Consider the following 16813-nt stretch of genomic DNA (forward strand, 5'->3'; position numbering starts at 1 on the left):
CAACGGGCAAGCAGGTGCAGCCATAACCCAACAGCCAAAAGGAGAGCGCCATGCGCCCTGTCATTTTGCGCCGTGGTCTGGTCGCTCTGTTTGCTGCGGCTGTGTCCTTCGGTGCCATTGTCCAAGCCCAGGCCGAGACCCTGCGTATCGGTTATCAGAAGTACGGCACCCTGGTCCTGCTCAAGGCCAAGGGCTCCCTGGAGAAGCGCCTGGCCCAGCAAGGTGTCGACGTGCAATGGACCGAGTTTCCCGGTGGTCCGCAACTGCTGGAGGGGCTGAACGTCGGCTCCATCGACTTCGGCGTGACCGGCGAGACCCCGCCAGTGTTCGCCCAGGCTGCTGGCGCCGACCTGCTCTACGTGGCCTATGAACCGCCGGCGCCCCTGAGCGAAGCGATCCTGGTACCCAAGGACTCGCCGATCCGCTCGGTGCAGGAGCTCAAGGGCAAGAAAGTGGTGCTCAACAAAGGCTCCAACGTCCATTACTTGCTGGTCCGTGCCTTGGAAGATGCCGGCCTGAAGTACAGCGACATCCAGACTGTGTTCTTGCCTCCGGCCGATGCCCGCGCCGCTTTCGAGCGTGGCAGCGTCGATGCCTGGGTGATCTGGGACCCATACCAGGCCGCCGCCGAACAGCAGCTGCAAGCGCGAACCCTGCGTGATGGCAGCGGTATCGTCGACAACCACCAGTTCTACCTGGCCACCAAGCCTTATGCGCAACAGCACCCTGAGGTGATCAAGACCCTGGTGGAGGAAGTGCGGGCGGTGGGCGAGTGGTCCAGGGCCAACCCGCAAGAGGTTACCCAACAGGTGGCGCCGCTGCTGGGCCTGTCCCCCGAGATCACCCTGACCTCGGTCAAGCGCCAGGGCTACGGCGCAGGCTTCCTGACCCCGGAAGTGATCGCCGCACAACAGAAAATCGCCGACAGCTTCTACCAGCTCAAGCTGATTCCCAAGCCCCTGAACATCAAAGACGTGATCTGGACGCCCGGCGCTGCCGTGGCCAAAGCGCCGTAACCCGACCCCTTAGGAGACCACTCCATGAGCCTCAATATCTTCTGGTTCCTGCCCACCCACGGCGACGGCCATTACCTTGGCACCGCCGAAGGCGCCCGCGCCGTCGATCATGGTTACCTGCAGCAGATCGCCCAGGCCGCCGACCGCCTGGGTTTCGGTGGCGTGCTGATCCCTACCGGACGGTCCTGCGAAGACTCCTGGTTGGTGGCGGCGTCGCTGATTCCAGTGACCCAGCGCCTGAAGTTCCTGGTGGCCCTGCGCCCCGGGATCATTTCCCCGACGGTGGCGGCGCGCCAGGCAGCGACCCTGGATCGGTTGTCCGGCGGACGGGCGCTGTTCAACCTGGTGACGGGTGGCGACCCCGACGAGCTGGCCGGCGATGGCTTGTTCCTCGACCATGAAGAGCGCTACCAGGCTTCGGTTGAGTTCACCCGGATCTGGCGTCGGGTGCTGGAAGGCGAGACCGTCGACTACGACGGCCAGCACATCAGCGTGAAGGGCGCCAAGCTGCTCTATCCACCCTTGCAGCAACCGCGTCCGCCGCTGTATTTCGGTGGCTCTTCGGAAGCGGCCCAGGACCTGGCCGCCGAACAGGTGGACATGGTGCTGACCTGGGGCGAGCCGCCCGCCGCCGTGGCCGAAAAAATCCGCCAAGTACGGGAAAAGGCCGCTCGGCAAGGGCGCAGCGTGCGCTTCGGCATTCGCCTGCACGTGATCGTGCGGGAAACCAACGAAGAGGCCTGGAAAGCCGCGGAAAAACTCATCTCCCACCTGGATGACGAGACCATCGCCCGGGCCCAGGCGTCCCTGGCGCGCTTCGATTCCGTGGGGCAGCAGCGCATGGCGGCCTTGCACGGCGGTCGTCGCGACAAGCTGGAAGTCAGCCCCAACCTCTGGGCCGGCGTCGGCCTGGTGCGCGGTGGCGCTGGCACCGCCCTGGTAGGCGACGGGCCTACGGTGGCGGCGCGGATGCAGGAGTACGCGGACCTGGGGATCGATACCTTCATCTTCTCCGGTTATCCGCATCTGGAAGAGTCCTATCGGGTGGCCGAACTGCTGTTCCCGCACCTGGACATCGAGCGGCCCAAGCTGCCGGAGGCTGCCGGTTATGTCAGCCCGTTCGGCGAGATGGTGGCCAACGACATCATCCCCAAAGCCGCGTCCCAGAGCTGAGGTGCGGCCATGAACAGAGAACGCATAGTGCAACGGTTGGCGCCCTGGGTGCTACCGCTGCTGTTGCTCGCGGTGTGGCAGCTGGCGGTTTCGGCCGGCTGGCTGTCGACGCGCATCCTGCCGGCACCCAGCGCGGTGATCGAGGCCGGGGCCAACCTGATCCGCAGCGGCGATATCTGGACCCACCTGGCCATCAGCGGCTGGCGCGCCGGGCTGGGCTTCCTGATCGGCGGCGGTATCGGCTTGGCGCTGGGCTTCATCACCGGCCTGTCGAAATGGGGCGAGCGCCTGCTGGACAGCTCGGTGCAGATGATCCGCAACGTGCCGCACCTGGCGCTGATCCCGTTGGTGATCCTGTGGTTCGGCATCGATGAGTCGGCGAAGATCTTCCTGGTCGCCCTGGGGACCTTGTTCCCGATCTACCTCAACACTTACCACGGCATCCGCAACGTCGATCCGGCACTGGTGGAAATGTCCCGCAGTTATGGGCTGTCGGGCTTCGCCCTGTTTCGCCAGGTGATCCTGCCCGGTGCCTTGCCTTCGATCCTGGTGGGGGTGCGCTTCGCCCTGGGTTTCATGTGGCTGACCTTGATCGTCGCCGAGACCATTTCCGCCAGTTCCGGTATCGGCTACCTGGCGATGAATGCCCGGGAGTTCCTGCAGACCGACGTGGTGGTGCTGGCCATCGTCATGTACGCCGTGCTGGGCAAACTCGCGGACCTTGCCGCGCGTGGCCTGGAGCGGGTCTGGCTGCGTTGGCACCCGGCCTACCAGGTCGCCAGGGGAGGTGCGCAATGACTGCCCAGCAACCGCCGCGGCTGCTGCGGGGCATCCCGGTGGCGGTGCGCAAGCTGCAGAAGACCTTCGGCTCGCGGCAGGTGCTGCGGGAAATCGACTTGCATATTCCCGCTGGCCAGTTCGTCGCGGTGGTGGGGCGCAGCGGCTGTGGCAAGAGCACCTTGCTGCGCTTGCTGGCCGGACTCGACCAGCCCAGCGCTGGCCAGTTGCTGGCTGGTGCCGCGTCGCTGGCCGAGGCTCGCGAGGACACCCGGTTGATGTTCCAGGACGCGCGCCTGCTGCCCTGGAAGAAGGTGATCGATAACGTCGGGCTCGGACTCAAGGGCAACTGGCGGCCCCAGGCCCTGGAGGCCCTGGAGGCGGTGGGCCTGGCGGATCGGGCCAATGAATGGCCGGCGGCCTTGTCCGGTGGCCAGAAGCAGCGCGTCGCCCTGGCCCGGGCGCTGATCCATCAACCACGGCTGTTGCTGCTGGATGAGCCGCTGGGGGCCCTGGATGCCCTGACCCGGATCGAGATGCAGCAGTTGATCGAGCGCTTGTGGCAGCAGCATGGCTTCACCGTGCTGCTGGTGACCCACGATGTCAGCGAAGCGGTGGCGATCGCCGATCGGGTGATCCTGATCGAAGACGGCGAGGTCGGCCTGGACCTGCACGTCGAGCTGCCGCGCCCGCGAGTGCGAGGTTCCCATCGCCTGGCGGCGCTGGAGACCGAAGTGCTCAATCGCGTGTTGTCATTGCCCGGGTCGCCGCCCGAGCCGGAACCCGTTTCACCTTTGCCCACGCAGCTGCGTTGGGCGCTCTAGAGCAGCGGCAAGCAAGAGTGTCGTGCTTGGGCTTGCCGCTGACCGCTTGAAACTTGCAGTTCTGTTTTTCGACCCCAGGAGAAATACCATGACCATCAAAGCCATCAACGTTCGCAACCAGTTCAAGGGCACCATCAAGGAAATCGTCGAGGGTGATGTACTGTCGGAAATCGACGTGCAGACCGCTTCCGGCATTGTCACTTCGGTGATCACCACGCGCTCGGTCAAGGAGCTGGAACTGTCCATCGGCAGTGAAGTGATCGCCTTCGTGAAGTCCACCGAGGTCTCGATCGCCAAGTTGTGAATGCCGCCGTAGACAGCCCCGCAGGGTACGCGCCCTACGGGGCTTTTTTCATGGACGCTGTAAATACCGGTCAGATTTGATACTTTCCCTGCTTTCGCACGGCCTGAACAGTACAGACATGACAACAAAGCAGGGTCCAAAAGCAGGGTACCTGGAGTTCGATCGCGACCGTTGGGCCGCTCTCCGGGCCGGGGAACCCATGAGCCTGGCGCCGTCCGAGATGGAGACGCTGACCAGCCCGACCCAGCCCATGGCGCCCGAGGAGGTGAGGCAGATCCTGCTTCCTTTGTCGCGCCTGCTGCATTTGCACGCAACCCGGGTGCAGGCATTGAAGGCGCCGCAGGCCGGGGCCAGGGTGCCCTATGTGATCGGCGTGTCCGGTAGTGTCGCGGTGGGCAAGAGCAGCTTTGCCCGAGTCCTGGCAGCATTGCTGGCCTACTGGCCAGGCAAGCCCAATGTGCACTTGGTGACCACCGATTCGTTCCTTTTTCCCCTGGCCACCCTGCAGGAAAAGAACATCCTGCACCGCAAGGGGTTTCCCGAGTCCTACGACGAACCGCTGTTCCTGGAGTTCCTGCAGGCGGTATGCCGGCGGGGCGAGACTGCGCAGATTCCCATCTACTCCCATGTCCGCTACGACATCCTGGCCGATGAAACGCAGTCGGTGGAGGCGCCGGACATCGTCATCCTCGAAGGCCTGAATGTCCTGCAGGGCGCGCAAGGGCAGGGCCTGCATGCCCTGGACTTCATCGACTTCTCGATCTATGTCGACGCCGCGCCGCAAGCTATCAAGACCTGGTACCTGGAGCGCTTCGTCTACCTGAAGAACACCGCGTTCCAGTCAGCGGATTCCTACTTCAACAAGTTCAAGGGGCTCTCCGACCCCGAGGCCCTGGCCATGGCGTCCGATACCTGGGACCGGGTGAACCTGAAGAACCTCGTCGAGAACATCCTGCCCACCCGGGAGCGGGCCAACCTGATCATCCACAAGACCGTGGACCACCACATCGACAAGCTGTTGCTGCGCCAGGTCTGAAGTTCAGGTTCAAGTCCGGCTTCAGGGCTGCGTGGAGCGCTTGGGCAGGTAGGGCGGCAGGTACAGGCCCAGGTAGGCGTCGAACACCCGCATGCCTTCCTCGGCCATGCGGGCGGTGATTTGCCCGTGCTGCTGCACCGAGCGTGCGTAGACCCGATCGCCCAGCTCCATGGCCAGGGCGAACACGTCCACATCCCGGGGCAGTGCAGGTAGTTCGAAGTGCCGGTCGAACAGCTGGAGCATCAGCTCGCCCAACTCCAGGTCATGCTGGCGGTCGGCCTGGGTCACCTCGGTGAGTCCGTGTTGCGCCAGGATCAACTGGCGGGCCGCGGCGTCTTCGTCGTAGATGGCCAGCATGCGCTGCTCCACCAGGCGTGACAGATCCCGCCAGCTGGTGAGCTGGCCGTGTTCGATGGGGGCCTGGAGGCAGGCGCGGAACGCAGCGTGGACATCGGCGGTGAGGGCTTCCAGCAGGGCCGGGACGCTGGCGAAGAAGTGATAGACCGATGAGGGTGGAATCTGCGCCCTTTCGGCCACGCTGTAGATCGACAGGCTGGCCACGCCCTCGGCGGCCAGCAGGGTGCGGGCGGCGTCGAGTATCGAGTCGATCCGGGCCTGGCTGCGAGCCTGGGGCTTGCGAAGGGGGGCAGTGCGGGTCATCGGGGTCTCCTGTTGGACAGCCGGCATTGTACGCCAGGGCGCTGTTTCCTGTAGTGGCAGGCATGAGCCACGATCACGTATCACGGGCATAAAAAAACGCCGCGAGCCTTGGGCTACGCGGCGTTCTTGGCTGCCGACCGTTCAGACGGTGTGCAGGTACCAGTTGTACTCGAGGTCGGAGATGGAGTGTTCGAACTCCTCCAGCTCGCTTTCCTTGCACGCGACGAAGATGTCGATGTACTTCGGATCGATGTACTTGTTGAGGATCTCGCTGTCGTCCAGCTCGCGCAGGGCATCGCGCAGGTTGTTCGGCAGGCTCTGCTCAACCTGTTCGTAGGCGTTACCCTCGATTGGCGCGCTTGGCTCGACCTTGTTGGTCAGGCCGTGGTGCACGCCCGCCAGGACGGCAGCCATCAGCAGGTAGGGGTTGGCATCGGCGCCGGCTACCCGGTGCTCGATACGTACCGCGTCCGGTGCACCAGTCGGTACGCGCAGCGCTACGGTACGGTTGTCCAGGCCCCAGCTCGGCGCGTTCGGTACGTAGAACTGGGCGCCGAAACGCCGGTACGAGTTGACGTTCGGGCACAGGAACGCCATCGACGCTGGCAGGGTCTCGAGCACACCGCCGATCGCGTGACGCAGCGCGGCGTTCTGCTCGGGATCCTCGCTGGTGAAGATGTTCTTGCCATCCTTGTCCAGCACCGAGATATGGACGTGCAGACCATTGCCCGCCTGGCCTGGATAAGGCTTGGCCATGAAGGTGGTGTCCATTTCATGGTCGTAGGCGATGTTCTTGATCAGGCGCTTGAGCAGTACTGCGTAATCGCAGGCCTTGAGCGGGTCGGCGACGTGGTGCAGGTTGACTTCGAACTGCGCCGGGGCGCTTTCCTTGACGATGGCGTCGGCCGGGATGCCTTGTTCCTTGGCGCCTTCGAGGATGTCCTGCAGGCAATCGACATATTCGTCGAGGTCGTCGATCAGGTAGACCTGGGTCGATTGCGGGCGCTTGCCGGAAATCGGCGAGCGTGGAGGCTGTGGACGGCCGTTCACGTTCTCCTGGTCGATCAGGTAGAACTCCAGTTCGAACGCGGCGCAGATGGTCAGGCCCAGTTCGTCGAACTTGCTCACTACCTGGCGCAGCACTTCACGGGGGTCGGCGAAGAACGGCTCGCCTTCCAGCTCGTGCATGGTCATCAGCAGCTGTGCGGTGGGGCGCTTCTGCCAGGGTTCGTTGGAGAGCGTGTCGGGGATCGGATAGCAGATCCGGTCGGCGTCACCGATATCCAGGCCCAGGCCGGTGCTTTCCACCGTGGAGCCGTTGATATCCAGAGCAAAGAGGGAAGCCGGGAGGTTGATGCCTTTTTCGTAAACCTTGTGGAGGCTGGTGCGTTCGATGCGCTTGCCGCGCACCACACCATTCATATCCGCAATCAGAAGGTCGACGTACAGAACCTCAGGATGTTCCTTAAGGAACGCGTTCGCTTCGTTAAGCTGAACGGCACGCGGGGGTACCGACATGATGCAACACCTTTGTTGTTAAAAATATCAATCATTGATCTTTTCTGGTTTCAGTCAACCCGAACGGCATGCCGAAGTCAAGCGAGGCCTTTTTTGCCCTAATAAAGGGCTGGCGGGGCATTTTTGCAGTAAAACAGGGCGCTTTTATGGGCTCGGGCACCCTGCCTGCCCCAGGCTTGAGTGAGCTGTGTTGTATCTTTTACAGGGGTGTTGTGTAAAAAAATGAACAAGGCTAAGCTCGGCTCAAACCCATAACATCAATAATACCGGGGTGTTTCATGTCTCGCCGGCCGTTAATCGGCGTCACCGCCTGCTCCAGGCAGATCGGTCTGCACGCTTACCACATCAGTGGCGACGAGTATGTCCAGGCAGTGGCCACCGCGGCCCAGGGCCTGCCGGTGATCCTTCCATCCCTGGCTCCATTGTTGGCACCGTCCGATATTCTGGACGGACTGGACGGTATCCTCTTTACCGGCTCCCCTTCCAATATCGAACCTTTCCATTATCAGGGCCAGGCCAGCGCGCCGGGCACTGCTCATGATTCTGCACGGGACGCCGCCACCTTGCCGCTGCTCCAGGCCGCCGTCGAGGCCGGGGTCCCGGTGCTGGGCATCTGCCGCGGATTCCAGGAAATGAACGTCGCCCTGGGCGGCAGCCTGCACCAGAACGTGCACCAGGTGCCGCCGTTCATGGACCACCGCCATGCGGATGAACCCGGCCAGCCCCTGGATGACTGGTACGCCCCGGCCCATGAACTGCATGTCGAGGCTGGTGGCGTGTTGGCCGACCTGGGCCTGCCGCAAACCCTGCAGGTCAATTCCATCCATGCCCAGGGCGTGGAGCGTCTGGCTCCGGGCTTGCGGGTCGAGGCGCGTGCTCCGGACGGGCTGGTCGAGGCGATTTCCGTCGATAGGAGCAAGGCTTTTGCTTTGGGGGTGCAATGGCACCCCGAATGGCAGGTAAGCTGCAATCCTCACTACCTGGCCATCTTCCAGGCTTTTGGTGATGCCTGCCGCGAGCGGGCAAAACAGCGCGACGCCGAAGCGTCACACAACGCCTGACTTAATAGAGAGTCAGGAAACTCAGCCTAGAGGCATTTATGAGTACCAACCTCGACCAGCTCACCGATTGGTTGAAAGACCACAAGATCACAGAAGTCGAATGCTTGATCGGCGACTTGACCGGCATCACCCGGGGCAAGATCTCGCCGACCAACAAGTTCATCGCCGAAAAAGGCATGCGCCTGCCCGAGAGCGTGCTGCTGCAGACCGTGACTGGCGACTATGTCGAAGACGACATCTATTACGAACTGCTGGACCCGGCGGACATCGACATGATCTGCCGCCCGGACCATAACGCGGTGTACCTGGTGCCCTGGGCCATCGAGCCCACCGCCCAGGTGATCCACGACACCTACGACAAGCAAGGCAACCCCATCGAGCTGTCGCCACGCAACGTGCTCAAGAAGGTCCTCAAGCTCTATGCCGACCATGGCTGGCAGCCGATCGTGGCGCCGGAGATGGAGTTCTACCTGACCAAGCGCAGCGACGACCCCGACTACCCGCTGCAGCCGCCGGTGGGCCGCTCCGGGCGTCCGGAAACCGGGCGCCAGTCGTTCTCCATCGAGGCCGCCAACGAATTCGACCCGCTGTTCGAGGACGTCTACGACTGGTGCGAGTTGCAGGAGCTGGATCTCGACACCCTGATCCACGAGGACGGCACGGCGCAGATGGAGATCAACTTCCGTCACGGCGACGCGCTGTCCCTGGCCGACCAGATCCTGGTGTTCAAGCGCACCATGCGCGAAGCGGCGCTCAAGCATGATGTGGCCGCCACCTTCATGGCCAAGCCGATGACCGGCGAGCCGGGCAGCGCCATGCACCTGCACCAGAGCATCGTCGACATCAGCACCGGCAAGAACGTCTTCTCCAACGACGACGGGACCATGAGCCAGCTGTTCCTCAACCATATCGGCGGCTTGCAGAAGTTCATCCCCGAGTTGCTGCCGCTGTTCGCCCCCAACGTCAACTCGTTCCGCCGCTTCCTGCCCGATACCTCGGCGCCGGTGAACGTCGAGTGGGGCGAGGAAAACCGCACCGTGGGCCTGCGGGTGCCAGATGCCGGGCCGCAGAACCGCCGGGTGGAAAACCGCCTGCCGGGTGCCGATGCCAACCCCTACCTGGCCATCGCCGCCAGCCTGTTGTGCGGCTTCATCGGCATGGTCGAAGGGCACAACCCGAGCGCGCCAGTGGTGGGCCGTGGTTACGAGCGCCGCAACCTGCGCCTGCCGCTGACCATCGAGGACGCCCTGGAACGCATGGAGAACAGCAAGACCATCGAGAAGTACCTGGGCCACAAGTTCATCACCGGCTACGTCGCGGTCAAGCGAGCCGAGCATGAAAACTTCAAGCGCGTGATCAGTTCCTGGGAGAGGGAGTTCCTGTTGTTCGCCGTCTGACACGCCAGGCGCCGCTGCCCGTCGGTGGCGCCTTCACTGATACCAAGGAGACATTGATGACTCATAAAAACCCGCAAACCCGCGAGTGGCAAACCCTCAGCAGTGATCACCACCTGGCACCCTTCAGCGACTTCAACCAGTTGAAGGAGAAGGGGCCGCGGATCATCACCCATGCCAAGGGTGTGTACCTGTGGGACAGTGAAGGCAACCAGATCCTCGACGGCATGGCCGGCCTGTGGTGCGTGGCCGTAGGTTACGGCCGCGATGAACTGGCCGAAGTGGCCAGCAAGCAGATGCGCGAACTGCCGTACTACAACCTGTTCTTCCAGACCGCCCACCCGCCGGCGCTGGAGCTGGCCAAGGCGATCATCGACGTCGCGCCCAAAGGCATGAGCCACGTGTTCTTCACTGGCTCCGGCTCCGAGGGCAACGACACCGTGCTGCGCATGGTCCGTCACTACTGGGCGCTCAAGGGCAAGCCGAAGAAGCAGACCATCATCGGCCGTATCAACGGCTACCACGGCTCCACGGTGGCCGGCGCCAGCCTGGGCGGCATGAGCGGCATGCACGAGCAGGGCGGCTTGCCGATCCCGGGTATCGTGCATATCCCGCAGCCATACTGGTTCGGCGAAGGCGGCGACATGACGCCGGATGAGTTCGGTGTGTGGGCTGCCGAGCAACTGGAGAAGAAAATCCTCGAAGTCGGCGAAGACAACGTCGCGGCCTTCATCGCCGAGCCGATCCAGGGCGCGGGCGGTGTGATCATCCCGCCGGAAACCTACTGGCCGAAGATCAAGGAAATCCTCGCCAAGTACGAAATCCTCTTCGTCGCCGACGAAGTGATCTGTGGTTTCGGCCGTACCGGCCAGTGGTTCGGCTCCGACTACTACGACCTTGCACCTGACCTCATGACCATCGCCAAGGGCCTGACCTCCGGTTACATCCCCATGGGCGGTGTGGTCGTGCGTGACACCGTGGCCAAGGTGCTCAGCGAGGGCGGTGATTTCAACCACGGCTTCACCTATTCCGGCCACCCGGTGGCAGCGGCGGTGGGCCTGGAAAACATCCGCATCCTGCGCGAAGAGAAAATCGTCGAGAAGGTGCATGAGCAGACGGCACCGTATTTGCAGAAGCGTTTGCGCGAGCTCAGCGACCACCCGCTGGTGGGCGAAGTTCGCGGCCTGGGCATGCTGGGGGCTATCGAGCTGGTCAAGGACAAGGCTACCCGGGCGCGTTACGAAGGTCGGGGCGTGGGCATGATCTGCCGGCAGTTCTGCTTCGACAATGGCCTGATCATGCGTGCCGTGGGCGACACCATGATCATCGCCCCGTCGCTGGTGATCAGCGAGGGGGAAATCGACGAGCTGGTGGCCAAGGCGCGCAAGTGCCTGGACCTGACCTTGAGTGCGCTGCAGGGCTGAGTGCTAGGCTTTGAGCGCAGTGCTTGCGGGCACTGCGCGCGAAGCGGATATAAAGGCCGGAACGTGCCTTGAAAGCCGGCCTTGGATCTTGCCAGACTAGCCGCCGTTTTCAGTGGTCCCGGACAGTGGCACCCGGCAGCGGGTCACCGAGAATGTGCTTAAAAAGAACAATTGGAGCATTACGCATGAAGGCATTAGGTATGAAGTTAGCTGGCAAGACCCTCCTCGCCATGTCCCTGATGGGCGTGATGGCGACGGCGGCACAAGCGGACGATAAAGTGCTGCACGTCTACAACTGGTCCGACTACATCGCGCCAGACACCATCAAGAAGTTTGAAGCCGAATCCGGCATCAAAGTGGTCTATGACGTGTTCGACAGCAACGAAACCCTGGAAGCCAAGTTGCTGGCCGGCAAGTCCGGCTACGACGTGGTAGTGCCTTCCAACAACTTCCTGGCCAAGCAGATCAAGGCTGGTGTGTACCAGGAACTGGATAAATCCAAGTTGCCGAACTGGAAGAACCTCAACGAATCGCTGCTCAAGGCGGTATCGGTGAGCGACCCGGGCAACAAGCATGCCTTCCCTTACATGTGGGGCTCGATCGGCATCGGCTTCAACGCCGAGAAGGTCAAGGCCGCACTGGGTGCCGACGCTCCGACCAACTCCTGGGACCTGCTGTTCAAGCCGGAAAACGCCGAGAAGCTGAAGTCTTGCGGCATCAGCTTCCTCGATTCGCCGACCGAGATGATCCCGGTAGCGCTGCATTACCTGGGCTATCCGACTGACAGCCAGGACAAGAAGCAACTGGACGAGGCCGAGAAGCTGTTCCTCAAGATCCGTCCTTCGATCGGCTATTTCCACTCTTCCAAGTACATCTCGGACCTGGCCAATGGCAACATCTGCGTGGCCGTCGGCTACTCGGGTGACATCTACCAGGCCAAGGCCCGCGCCGCCGAGGCCGGTGACAAGGTCAAGGTCAGCTACAACATTCCCAAGGAAGGTGCTGGCAGCTTCTACGACATGGTCGCCATTCCCAAGGATGCGGAAAACGTCGAGGGTGCCTACAAGTTCATGACCTTCCTGCAGAAGCCGGAAATCATGGCCGAGATCACCAACGCCGTGCGTTTCCCCAACGGTAACGCGGCCGCGACCCCCCTGGTCGATAAAGACATCACCAGCGACCCGGGCGTCTACCCACCTGCCGATGTCCAGGCCAAGCTGTACGCGATCGCCGACCTGCCGGCCGCGACCCAGCGCATCCTGACTCGCAGCTGGACCAAGATCAAATCCGGTAAATAAGCCGATTTGCAGCGATACCTGTTGCCGTCGTCATGGCGAGGGCGGTAACAGGAAACAATTAAATGACAGAAAGTTTTGCTGGATTGGTTTATCGAGGGTAAGTTGCGCGCCGGTTTTGTTGCTGGGCAGCTTGGGGGCTGTCAGGTAGCGCGGGGCAACTTTGGCCCAACTATTCAAGAGGACCTCCACTTGCCTACTACTTTATTTCGCAAAGCCATGCTGGCCGCCGCCAGCCTGACGCTGGTGGCAAGCGCCCAGGCGGCATCGACCGTGCATATTTATAACTGGTCCGACTACATCGGTCAGAACACCCTGTCTGAGTTTGAAAAGACCACGGGTATCAAGCCGCTGTATGACGTATTCGATTCCAATGAAACCCTGGAAGGCAAGTTGCTGGCCGGTCGCACCGGCTACGACGTGGTAGTGCCGTCCAACCACTTCCTGGGCAAGCAGATCAAGGCCGGGGCGTTCCAGAAGCTCGACAAGAGCCTGTTGCCCAATTACGCCAACCTCGACCCGAAGTTGCTCAAGCGCCTCGAGGTCAACGATCCGGGCAACCAGTACGCAGTGCCCTACCTGTGGGGCACCAACGGCATCGGCTACAACGTCGATAAAGTGAAGGCCGCCCTGGGGGTGGAGAAGATCGACTCCTGGAGCGTTCTGTTCGAGCCGCAGAACATCAAGAAACTCAGCAGCTGCGGCGTGGCCTTCCTCGATTCCGCCGACGAAATGATGCTCACGGTGCTCAACTACATGGGCCTGGATCCCAACAGCACCAACCCCCAGGACTACAAGAAGGCCGAGGCCAAGCTCCTGGCGGTACGTCCCTACGTGACCTACTTCCACTCGTCCAAGTACATCTCGGACCTGGCCAACGGCAATATCTGCGTGGCCGTCGGCTTTTCCGGCGACGTGTTCCAGGCCCGGGCCCGGGCAGCCGATGCCGGCAAGGGCGTGAACATCGCCTACACCATTCCCAAGGAAGGCGGCGCCCTGTGGTTCGACATGCTGGCCATCCCCAAGGACTCGAGCAACGTCAAGGAGGCTCACGCCTTCATCAACTATTTGCTGCAACCTGAGGTGATCGCCCAGGTCAGTGATTATGTCGGTTATGCCAACCCCAACCCCGGGTCGGACAAGTTGATGGACCAGTCCATCCGCACCGATGAAGCGGTTTATCCACCGCAGGCCGTGCTCGACAAGACTTACGTGTCCATAGAGTTGCCAGCCAGTATCCAACGCTTGATGAACCGCAGCTGGACCAAGGTCAAGACGGGTAAATAGTTCTACAGGCTCAAACTATCCGGGACCCGTCCACCAGGGGCGGGCTGAAAATTTTGTTGGGAGTTTCGCAAATGGCAGTTGCCTCCGGCGCCTATAAGAAAGCCCTCGAGGGCGACCAGACACCCAAGCAGGTGCTGGTCAAGATCGACCGGGTCACGAAGAAGTTCGACGAGACGGTGGCCGTGGACGATGTGTCCCTGGAGATCAAGAAAGGCGAGATCTTCGCCCTGCTGGGCGGCTCCGGTTCGGGCAAGTCCACCTTGTTGCGCATGCTGGCCGGCTTCGAGCGGCCTACCGAGGGCCGGATCTTCCTCGATGGCGTGGACATCACCGACATGCCGCCCTACGAGCGGCCGATCAACATGATGTTCCAGTCCTATGCGCTGTTCCCGCACATGACCGTGGCCCAGAACATCGCCTTCGGCCTCAAGCAGGACAAGATCCCTTCGGCGGAGATCGACGCCCGGGTGGCGGAGATGCTCAAGCTGGTGCAAATGAGCCAGTACGCCAAGCGCAAGCCGCACCAGCTCTCCGGCGGCCAGCGCCAGCGCGTGGCCCTGGCCCGCTCCCTGGCCAAGCGACCCAAGCTGCTGCTGCTCGACGAGCCCATGGGCGCCCTGGACAAGAAGCTGCGCTCGCAGATGCAACTGGAGCTGGTGGAGATCATCGAGCGCGTGGGCGTGACCTGCGTGATGGTGACCCACGACCAGGAAGAGGCCATGACCATGGCCGAGCGCATCGCCATCATGCACCTGGGCTGGATCGCCCAGATCGGCAGCCCGATCGATATCTACGAGACCCCGGTCAGCCGCCTGGTCTGCGAGTTCATCGGCAACGTCAACATCTTCGAGGGCGAAGTGGTGGACGATGCCGAAGGCCATGCCTTGATCACTTGCAAGGACGTGGACCGCAATATCTACGTCGGCCACGGCATCAGCACCTCGGTCCAGGACAAGTCGGTGACCTACGCCATCCGCCCGGAAAAACTCCTGGTGACCGCCGAGATGCCGACCTGCGAGTACAACTGGTCCAGTGGCAAGGTCCACGACATCGCCTACCTGGGCGGCCACTCGGTGTTCTACGTCGAGCTGCCGAGCGGCAAGCTGGTGCAATCCTTCGTCGCCAACGCCGAGCGCCGCGGGGCGCGGCCGACCTGGGGTGACCAGGTCTACGTGTGGTGGGAAGACGACAGCGGCGTGGTACTGCGCTCATGAACATGCGAAAGCTCAAGCGCCGACTCGACCGAATAATTCCCGGAGGCCGCCAGCTGGTCATCGGGATCCCGTTCATCTGGCTGTTCCTGTTCTTCATGCTGCCGTTCTTCATCGTCCTGAAGATCAGCTTCGCCGAAGCGGACGTGGCCATCCCGCCGTACACCGAGATCTACAGCTACGTCGACCAGAAGCTGCAGATCCTGCTGAACCTGGGCAACTACGCGATGCTCGGGGACGACGAGCTGTACATCGCCGCCTACCTCGGCTCGCTGAAGATGGCATTCATCAGCACCATCCTCTGCCTGCTGATCGGCTACCCGATGGCCTATGCCATCGCCAGTGCCCGCAAGGAAATGCAGACCGTGCTGGTGCTGCTGATCATGATGCCGACCTGGACCGCGATCCTGATCCGCGTCTATGCCTGGATGGGCATCCTCAGCAACAACGGCCTGCTCAATGGCTTCCTGATGTCCATGGGCTGGATCAGCGAGCCGCTGCAGATCCTCAACACCAACACCGCGGTGTACATCGGCGTGGTCTATTCCTACCTGCCGTTCATGGTGCTGCCGCTGTACGCCAACCTGGTCAAGCATGACCCGAGCCTGCTGGAAGCCGCCGCCGACCTGGGGTCGGGGACTTTCAACAGTTTCTGGAGGATCACCGTACCGCTGTCCAAGAACGGCATCATCGCAGGCGCGATGCTGGTGTTCATCCCGGTGGTGGGCGAGTTCGTGATTCCTGAGTTGCTCGGCGGTCCGGAGACCCTGATGATCGGCAAGGTGCTGTGGCAGGAGTTCTTCAACAACCGCGACTGGCCGGTGGCCTCGGCCCTGGCGGTGGTGATGCTGGCGATCCTGATCGTGCCGATCATCCTGTTCAACCGTAGCCAGGCCAAAGAAATGGAGGCCAAGGAATGAAGCGCTTCAGTTTCTCCAACTTGATGCTGGTCCTGGGCCTGCTGTTCATCTACCTGCCGATGCTGATCCTGGTGATCTACTCGTTCAACGCCTCGCGGCTGGTGACGGTGTGGGGTGGCTGGTCGGTCAGCTGGTATGTCGGCCTGCTGGACAACACCCAGCTGATGGGCTCGGTACTGCGCTCCCTGGAAATCGCCTGCTACACCGCCGTGGCGGCAGTGGCCCTGGGCACCCTGGCGGCGTTCGTCATGACCCGGATCAGCCGCTTCAAGGGGCGCACCCTGTTCGGCGGCCTGGTCACCGCGCCACTGGTGATGCCCGAGGTGATCACCGGCCTGTCGCTGTTGCTGCTGTTCGTGGCCATGGCCCAGGCCATCGGCTGGCCCCAGGAACGTGGCATCGCCACCATCTGGATCGCCCATACCACCTTCTGTGCCGCCTACGTGGCGGTGGTGGTGTCGGCGCGCCTGCGCGAGCTGGACCTGTCCATCGAGGAAGCGGCCATGGACCTGGGCGCGCGGCCGTTCAAGGTGTTCTTCCTGATCACCATCCCGATGATCGCGCCCTCCCTGGCGGCGGGCGGCATGATGTCCTTCGCCCTGTCGCTGGACGACCTGGTGCTGGCCAGCTTCGTGTCCGGACCGGGCTCCACCACCTTGCCGATGGAAGTCTTCTCGGCGGTGCGCCTGGGGGTCAAGCCGGAGATCAACGCCGTGGCCAGCCTGATCCTGCTGGCGGTATCGCTGGTGACCTTCCTGGTCTGGTTCTTCAGTCGGCGCGCCGAGGAGGCCCGCAAGCGGGCGATCCAGCAAGCCATCGAAGAGAGCGCCGCCGACTCCTGGAAACAGCCGGACGTGCGCCGGCCCAAGGCGCCGCAAGCCGCTTGAGCCTGTTGCAATAGCACAACGCCCCT

16 protein-coding genes are annotated in these 16813 nt (G+C 62.5%); 14 read left to right on the forward strand and 2 right to left on the reverse strand.

Going from position 1 to position 16813, the window contains the following annotated elements; translation table 11 throughout:
* The first annotated feature begins 50 nt into the window (after positions 1–50).
* From AC3WK8_RS22765 to coaA, 6 genes are all read left to right on the forward strand, one after another.
* Positions 51–1016 (forward strand): sulfonate ABC transporter substrate-binding protein, encoded by a 966-nt coding sequence (locus AC3WK8_RS22765; protein ID WP_053133817.1) that lies wholly within the window; start codon positions 51–53, stop codon positions 1014–1016.
* A gap of 24 nt (positions 1017–1040) precedes the next feature.
* Positions 1041–2189, forward strand: a complete 1149-nt coding sequence (gene ssuD, locus AC3WK8_RS22770) for an FMNH2-dependent alkanesulfonate monooxygenase (RefSeq protein WP_022641712.1) — start codon at positions 1041–1043, stop codon at positions 2187–2189.
* A 9-nt stretch (positions 2190–2198) separates the two neighbouring features.
* Positions 2199–2987 carry an aliphatic sulfonate ABC transporter permease SsuC gene (gene ssuC / locus AC3WK8_RS22775; protein WP_085594358.1) on the forward strand — a complete coding sequence of 263 codons (789 nt, stop codon included), beginning with the start codon at positions 2199–2201 and terminating at the stop codon, positions 2985–2987.
* Entirely contained in the window at positions 2984–3790 is an 807-nt protein-coding gene (gene ssuB / locus AC3WK8_RS22780) for an aliphatic sulfonates ABC transporter ATP-binding protein (protein ID WP_103325909.1), read from the forward strand. The genes ssuC and ssuB overlap by 4 nt, the downstream gene beginning before the upstream one ends.
* Positions 3791–3878: 88 nt before the next feature.
* A complete protein-coding gene (locus AC3WK8_RS22785; protein ID WP_011064106.1) occupies positions 3879–4094 on the forward strand; it encodes a TOBE domain-containing protein in 216 nt (71 codons plus the stop codon).
* A gap of 118 nt (positions 4095–4212) precedes the next feature.
* The gene (coaA, locus tag AC3WK8_RS22790; protein ID WP_085594360.1) at positions 4213–5130 is read left to right on the forward strand and encodes a type I pantothenate kinase; all 918 of its coding nucleotides are present in this window, start codon (positions 4213–4215) and stop codon (positions 5128–5130) included.
* Between the two features lie 21 nt (positions 5131–5151).
* Here the strand turns inward: coaA and AC3WK8_RS22795 are convergent, their stop codons facing one another.
* Together AC3WK8_RS22795 and AC3WK8_RS22800 are read right to left on the reverse strand one after the other, a co-directional pair.
* Positions 5152–5790 (reverse strand): TetR/AcrR family transcriptional regulator, encoded by a 639-nt coding sequence (locus tag AC3WK8_RS22795; RefSeq protein ID WP_085594362.1) that lies wholly within the window; start codon positions 5788–5790, stop codon positions 5152–5154.
* A 141-nt stretch (positions 5791–5931) separates the two neighbouring features.
* Positions 5932–7308, reverse strand: a complete 1377-nt coding sequence (locus tag AC3WK8_RS22800) for a glutamine synthetase family protein (RefSeq protein WP_103325908.1) — start codon at positions 7306–7308, stop codon at positions 5932–5934.
* 278 nt (positions 7309–7586) lie between these two features.
* Here AC3WK8_RS22800 and AC3WK8_RS22805 point away from each other — a divergent pair, with 278 nt between their 5' ends.
* The 8 genes from AC3WK8_RS22805 to AC3WK8_RS22840 all read left to right on the forward strand — a co-directional run bounded on the left by AC3WK8_RS22805 (position 7587) and on the right by AC3WK8_RS22840 (position 16787).
* Complete coding sequence (locus tag AC3WK8_RS22805) at positions 7587–8369, forward strand: gamma-glutamyl-gamma-aminobutyrate hydrolase family protein (protein WP_022641708.1); 783 nt, start codon at positions 7587–7589, stop codon at positions 8367–8369.
* 38 nt (positions 8370–8407) lie between these two features.
* Positions 8408–9766 (forward strand): glutamine synthetase family protein, encoded by a 1359-nt coding sequence (locus tag AC3WK8_RS22810; protein ID WP_022641707.1) that lies wholly within the window; start codon positions 8408–8410, stop codon positions 9764–9766.
* A gap of 56 nt (positions 9767–9822) precedes the next feature.
* A complete protein-coding gene (locus AC3WK8_RS22815) occupies positions 9823–11187 on the forward strand; it encodes an aspartate aminotransferase family protein (protein WP_085594364.1) in 1365 nt (454 codons plus the stop codon).
* A 200-nt stretch (positions 11188–11387) separates the two neighbouring features.
* Positions 11388–12485 carry a polyamine ABC transporter substrate-binding protein gene (locus tag AC3WK8_RS22820; protein ID WP_022641705.1) on the forward strand — a complete coding sequence of 366 codons (1098 nt, stop codon included), beginning with the start codon at positions 11388–11390 and terminating at the stop codon, positions 12483–12485.
* Between the two features lie 189 nt (positions 12486–12674).
* On the forward strand, positions 12675–13769 hold the full coding sequence (locus AC3WK8_RS22825) for a polyamine ABC transporter substrate-binding protein (RefSeq protein ID WP_085594366.1): 1095 nt from the start codon (positions 12675–12677) through the stop codon (positions 13767–13769).
* Positions 13770–13840: 71 nt separating this feature from the next.
* Positions 13841–14983 carry an ABC transporter ATP-binding protein gene (locus AC3WK8_RS22830; protein WP_053133831.1) on the forward strand — a complete coding sequence of 381 codons (1143 nt, stop codon included), beginning with the start codon at positions 13841–13843 and terminating at the stop codon, positions 14981–14983.
* Positions 14980–15900: an ABC transporter permease subunit gene (locus AC3WK8_RS22835; protein WP_103325907.1), complete on the forward strand. Its 921-nt coding sequence runs from the start codon at positions 14980–14982 to the stop codon at positions 15898–15900. Before AC3WK8_RS22830 ends, AC3WK8_RS22835 begins: the two co-directional genes overlap by 4 nt.
* Entirely contained in the window at positions 15897–16787 is an 891-nt protein-coding gene (locus tag AC3WK8_RS22840; protein WP_022641701.1) for an ABC transporter permease subunit, read from the forward strand. Before AC3WK8_RS22835 ends, AC3WK8_RS22840 begins: the two co-directional genes overlap by 4 nt.
* The last annotated feature ends 26 nt before the right edge of the window (positions 16788–16813 follow it).

This window comes from Pseudomonas sp. FW507-12TSA, assembly GCF_058781435.1.

Excerpts from the sequence above, each read along its gene's own strand:
- AC3WK8_RS22765 (WP_053133817.1), top strand. The coding sequence starts at position 51 with ATGCGCCCTGTCATTTTGCGCCGTGGTCTGGTCGCTCTGTTTGCTGCG.
- ssuD (WP_022641712.1), top strand. The coding sequence starts at position 1,041 with ATGAGCCTCAATATCTTCTGGTTCCTGCCCACCCACGGCGACGGCCAT.
- ssuC (WP_085594358.1), top strand. The coding sequence starts at position 2,199 with ATGAACAGAGAACGCATAGTGCAACGGTTGGCGCCCTGGGTGCTACCG.
- ssuB (WP_103325909.1), top strand. The coding sequence starts at position 2,984 with ATGACTGCCCAGCAACCGCCGCGGCTGCTGCGGGGCATCCCGGTGGCG.
- AC3WK8_RS22785 (WP_011064106.1), top strand. The coding sequence starts at position 3,879 with ATGACCATCAAAGCCATCAACGTTCGCAACCAGTTCAAGGGCACCATC.
- coaA (WP_085594360.1), top strand. The coding sequence starts at position 4,213 with ATGACAACAAAGCAGGGTCCAAAAGCAGGGTACCTGGAGTTCGATCGC.
- AC3WK8_RS22795 (WP_085594362.1), bottom strand. The coding sequence starts at position 5,790 with ATGACCCGCACTGCCCCCCTTCGCAAGCCCCAGGCTCGCAGCCAGGCC.
- AC3WK8_RS22800 (WP_103325908.1), bottom strand. The coding sequence starts at position 7,308 with ATGTCGGTACCCCCGCGTGCCGTTCAGCTTAACGAAGCGAACGCGTTC.
- AC3WK8_RS22805 (WP_022641708.1), top strand. The coding sequence starts at position 7,587 with ATGTCTCGCCGGCCGTTAATCGGCGTCACCGCCTGCTCCAGGCAGATC.
- AC3WK8_RS22810 (WP_022641707.1), top strand. The coding sequence starts at position 8,408 with ATGAGTACCAACCTCGACCAGCTCACCGATTGGTTGAAAGACCACAAG.
- AC3WK8_RS22815 (WP_085594364.1), top strand. The coding sequence starts at position 9,823 with ATGACTCATAAAAACCCGCAAACCCGCGAGTGGCAAACCCTCAGCAGT.
- AC3WK8_RS22820 (WP_022641705.1), top strand. The coding sequence starts at position 11,388 with ATGAAGTTAGCTGGCAAGACCCTCCTCGCCATGTCCCTGATGGGCGTG.
- AC3WK8_RS22830 (WP_053133831.1), top strand. The coding sequence starts at position 13,841 with ATGGCAGTTGCCTCCGGCGCCTATAAGAAAGCCCTCGAGGGCGACCAG.
- AC3WK8_RS22835 (WP_103325907.1), top strand. The coding sequence starts at position 14,980 with ATGAACATGCGAAAGCTCAAGCGCCGACTCGACCGAATAATTCCCGGA.
- AC3WK8_RS22840 (WP_022641701.1), top strand. The coding sequence starts at position 15,897 with ATGAAGCGCTTCAGTTTCTCCAACTTGATGCTGGTCCTGGGCCTGCTG.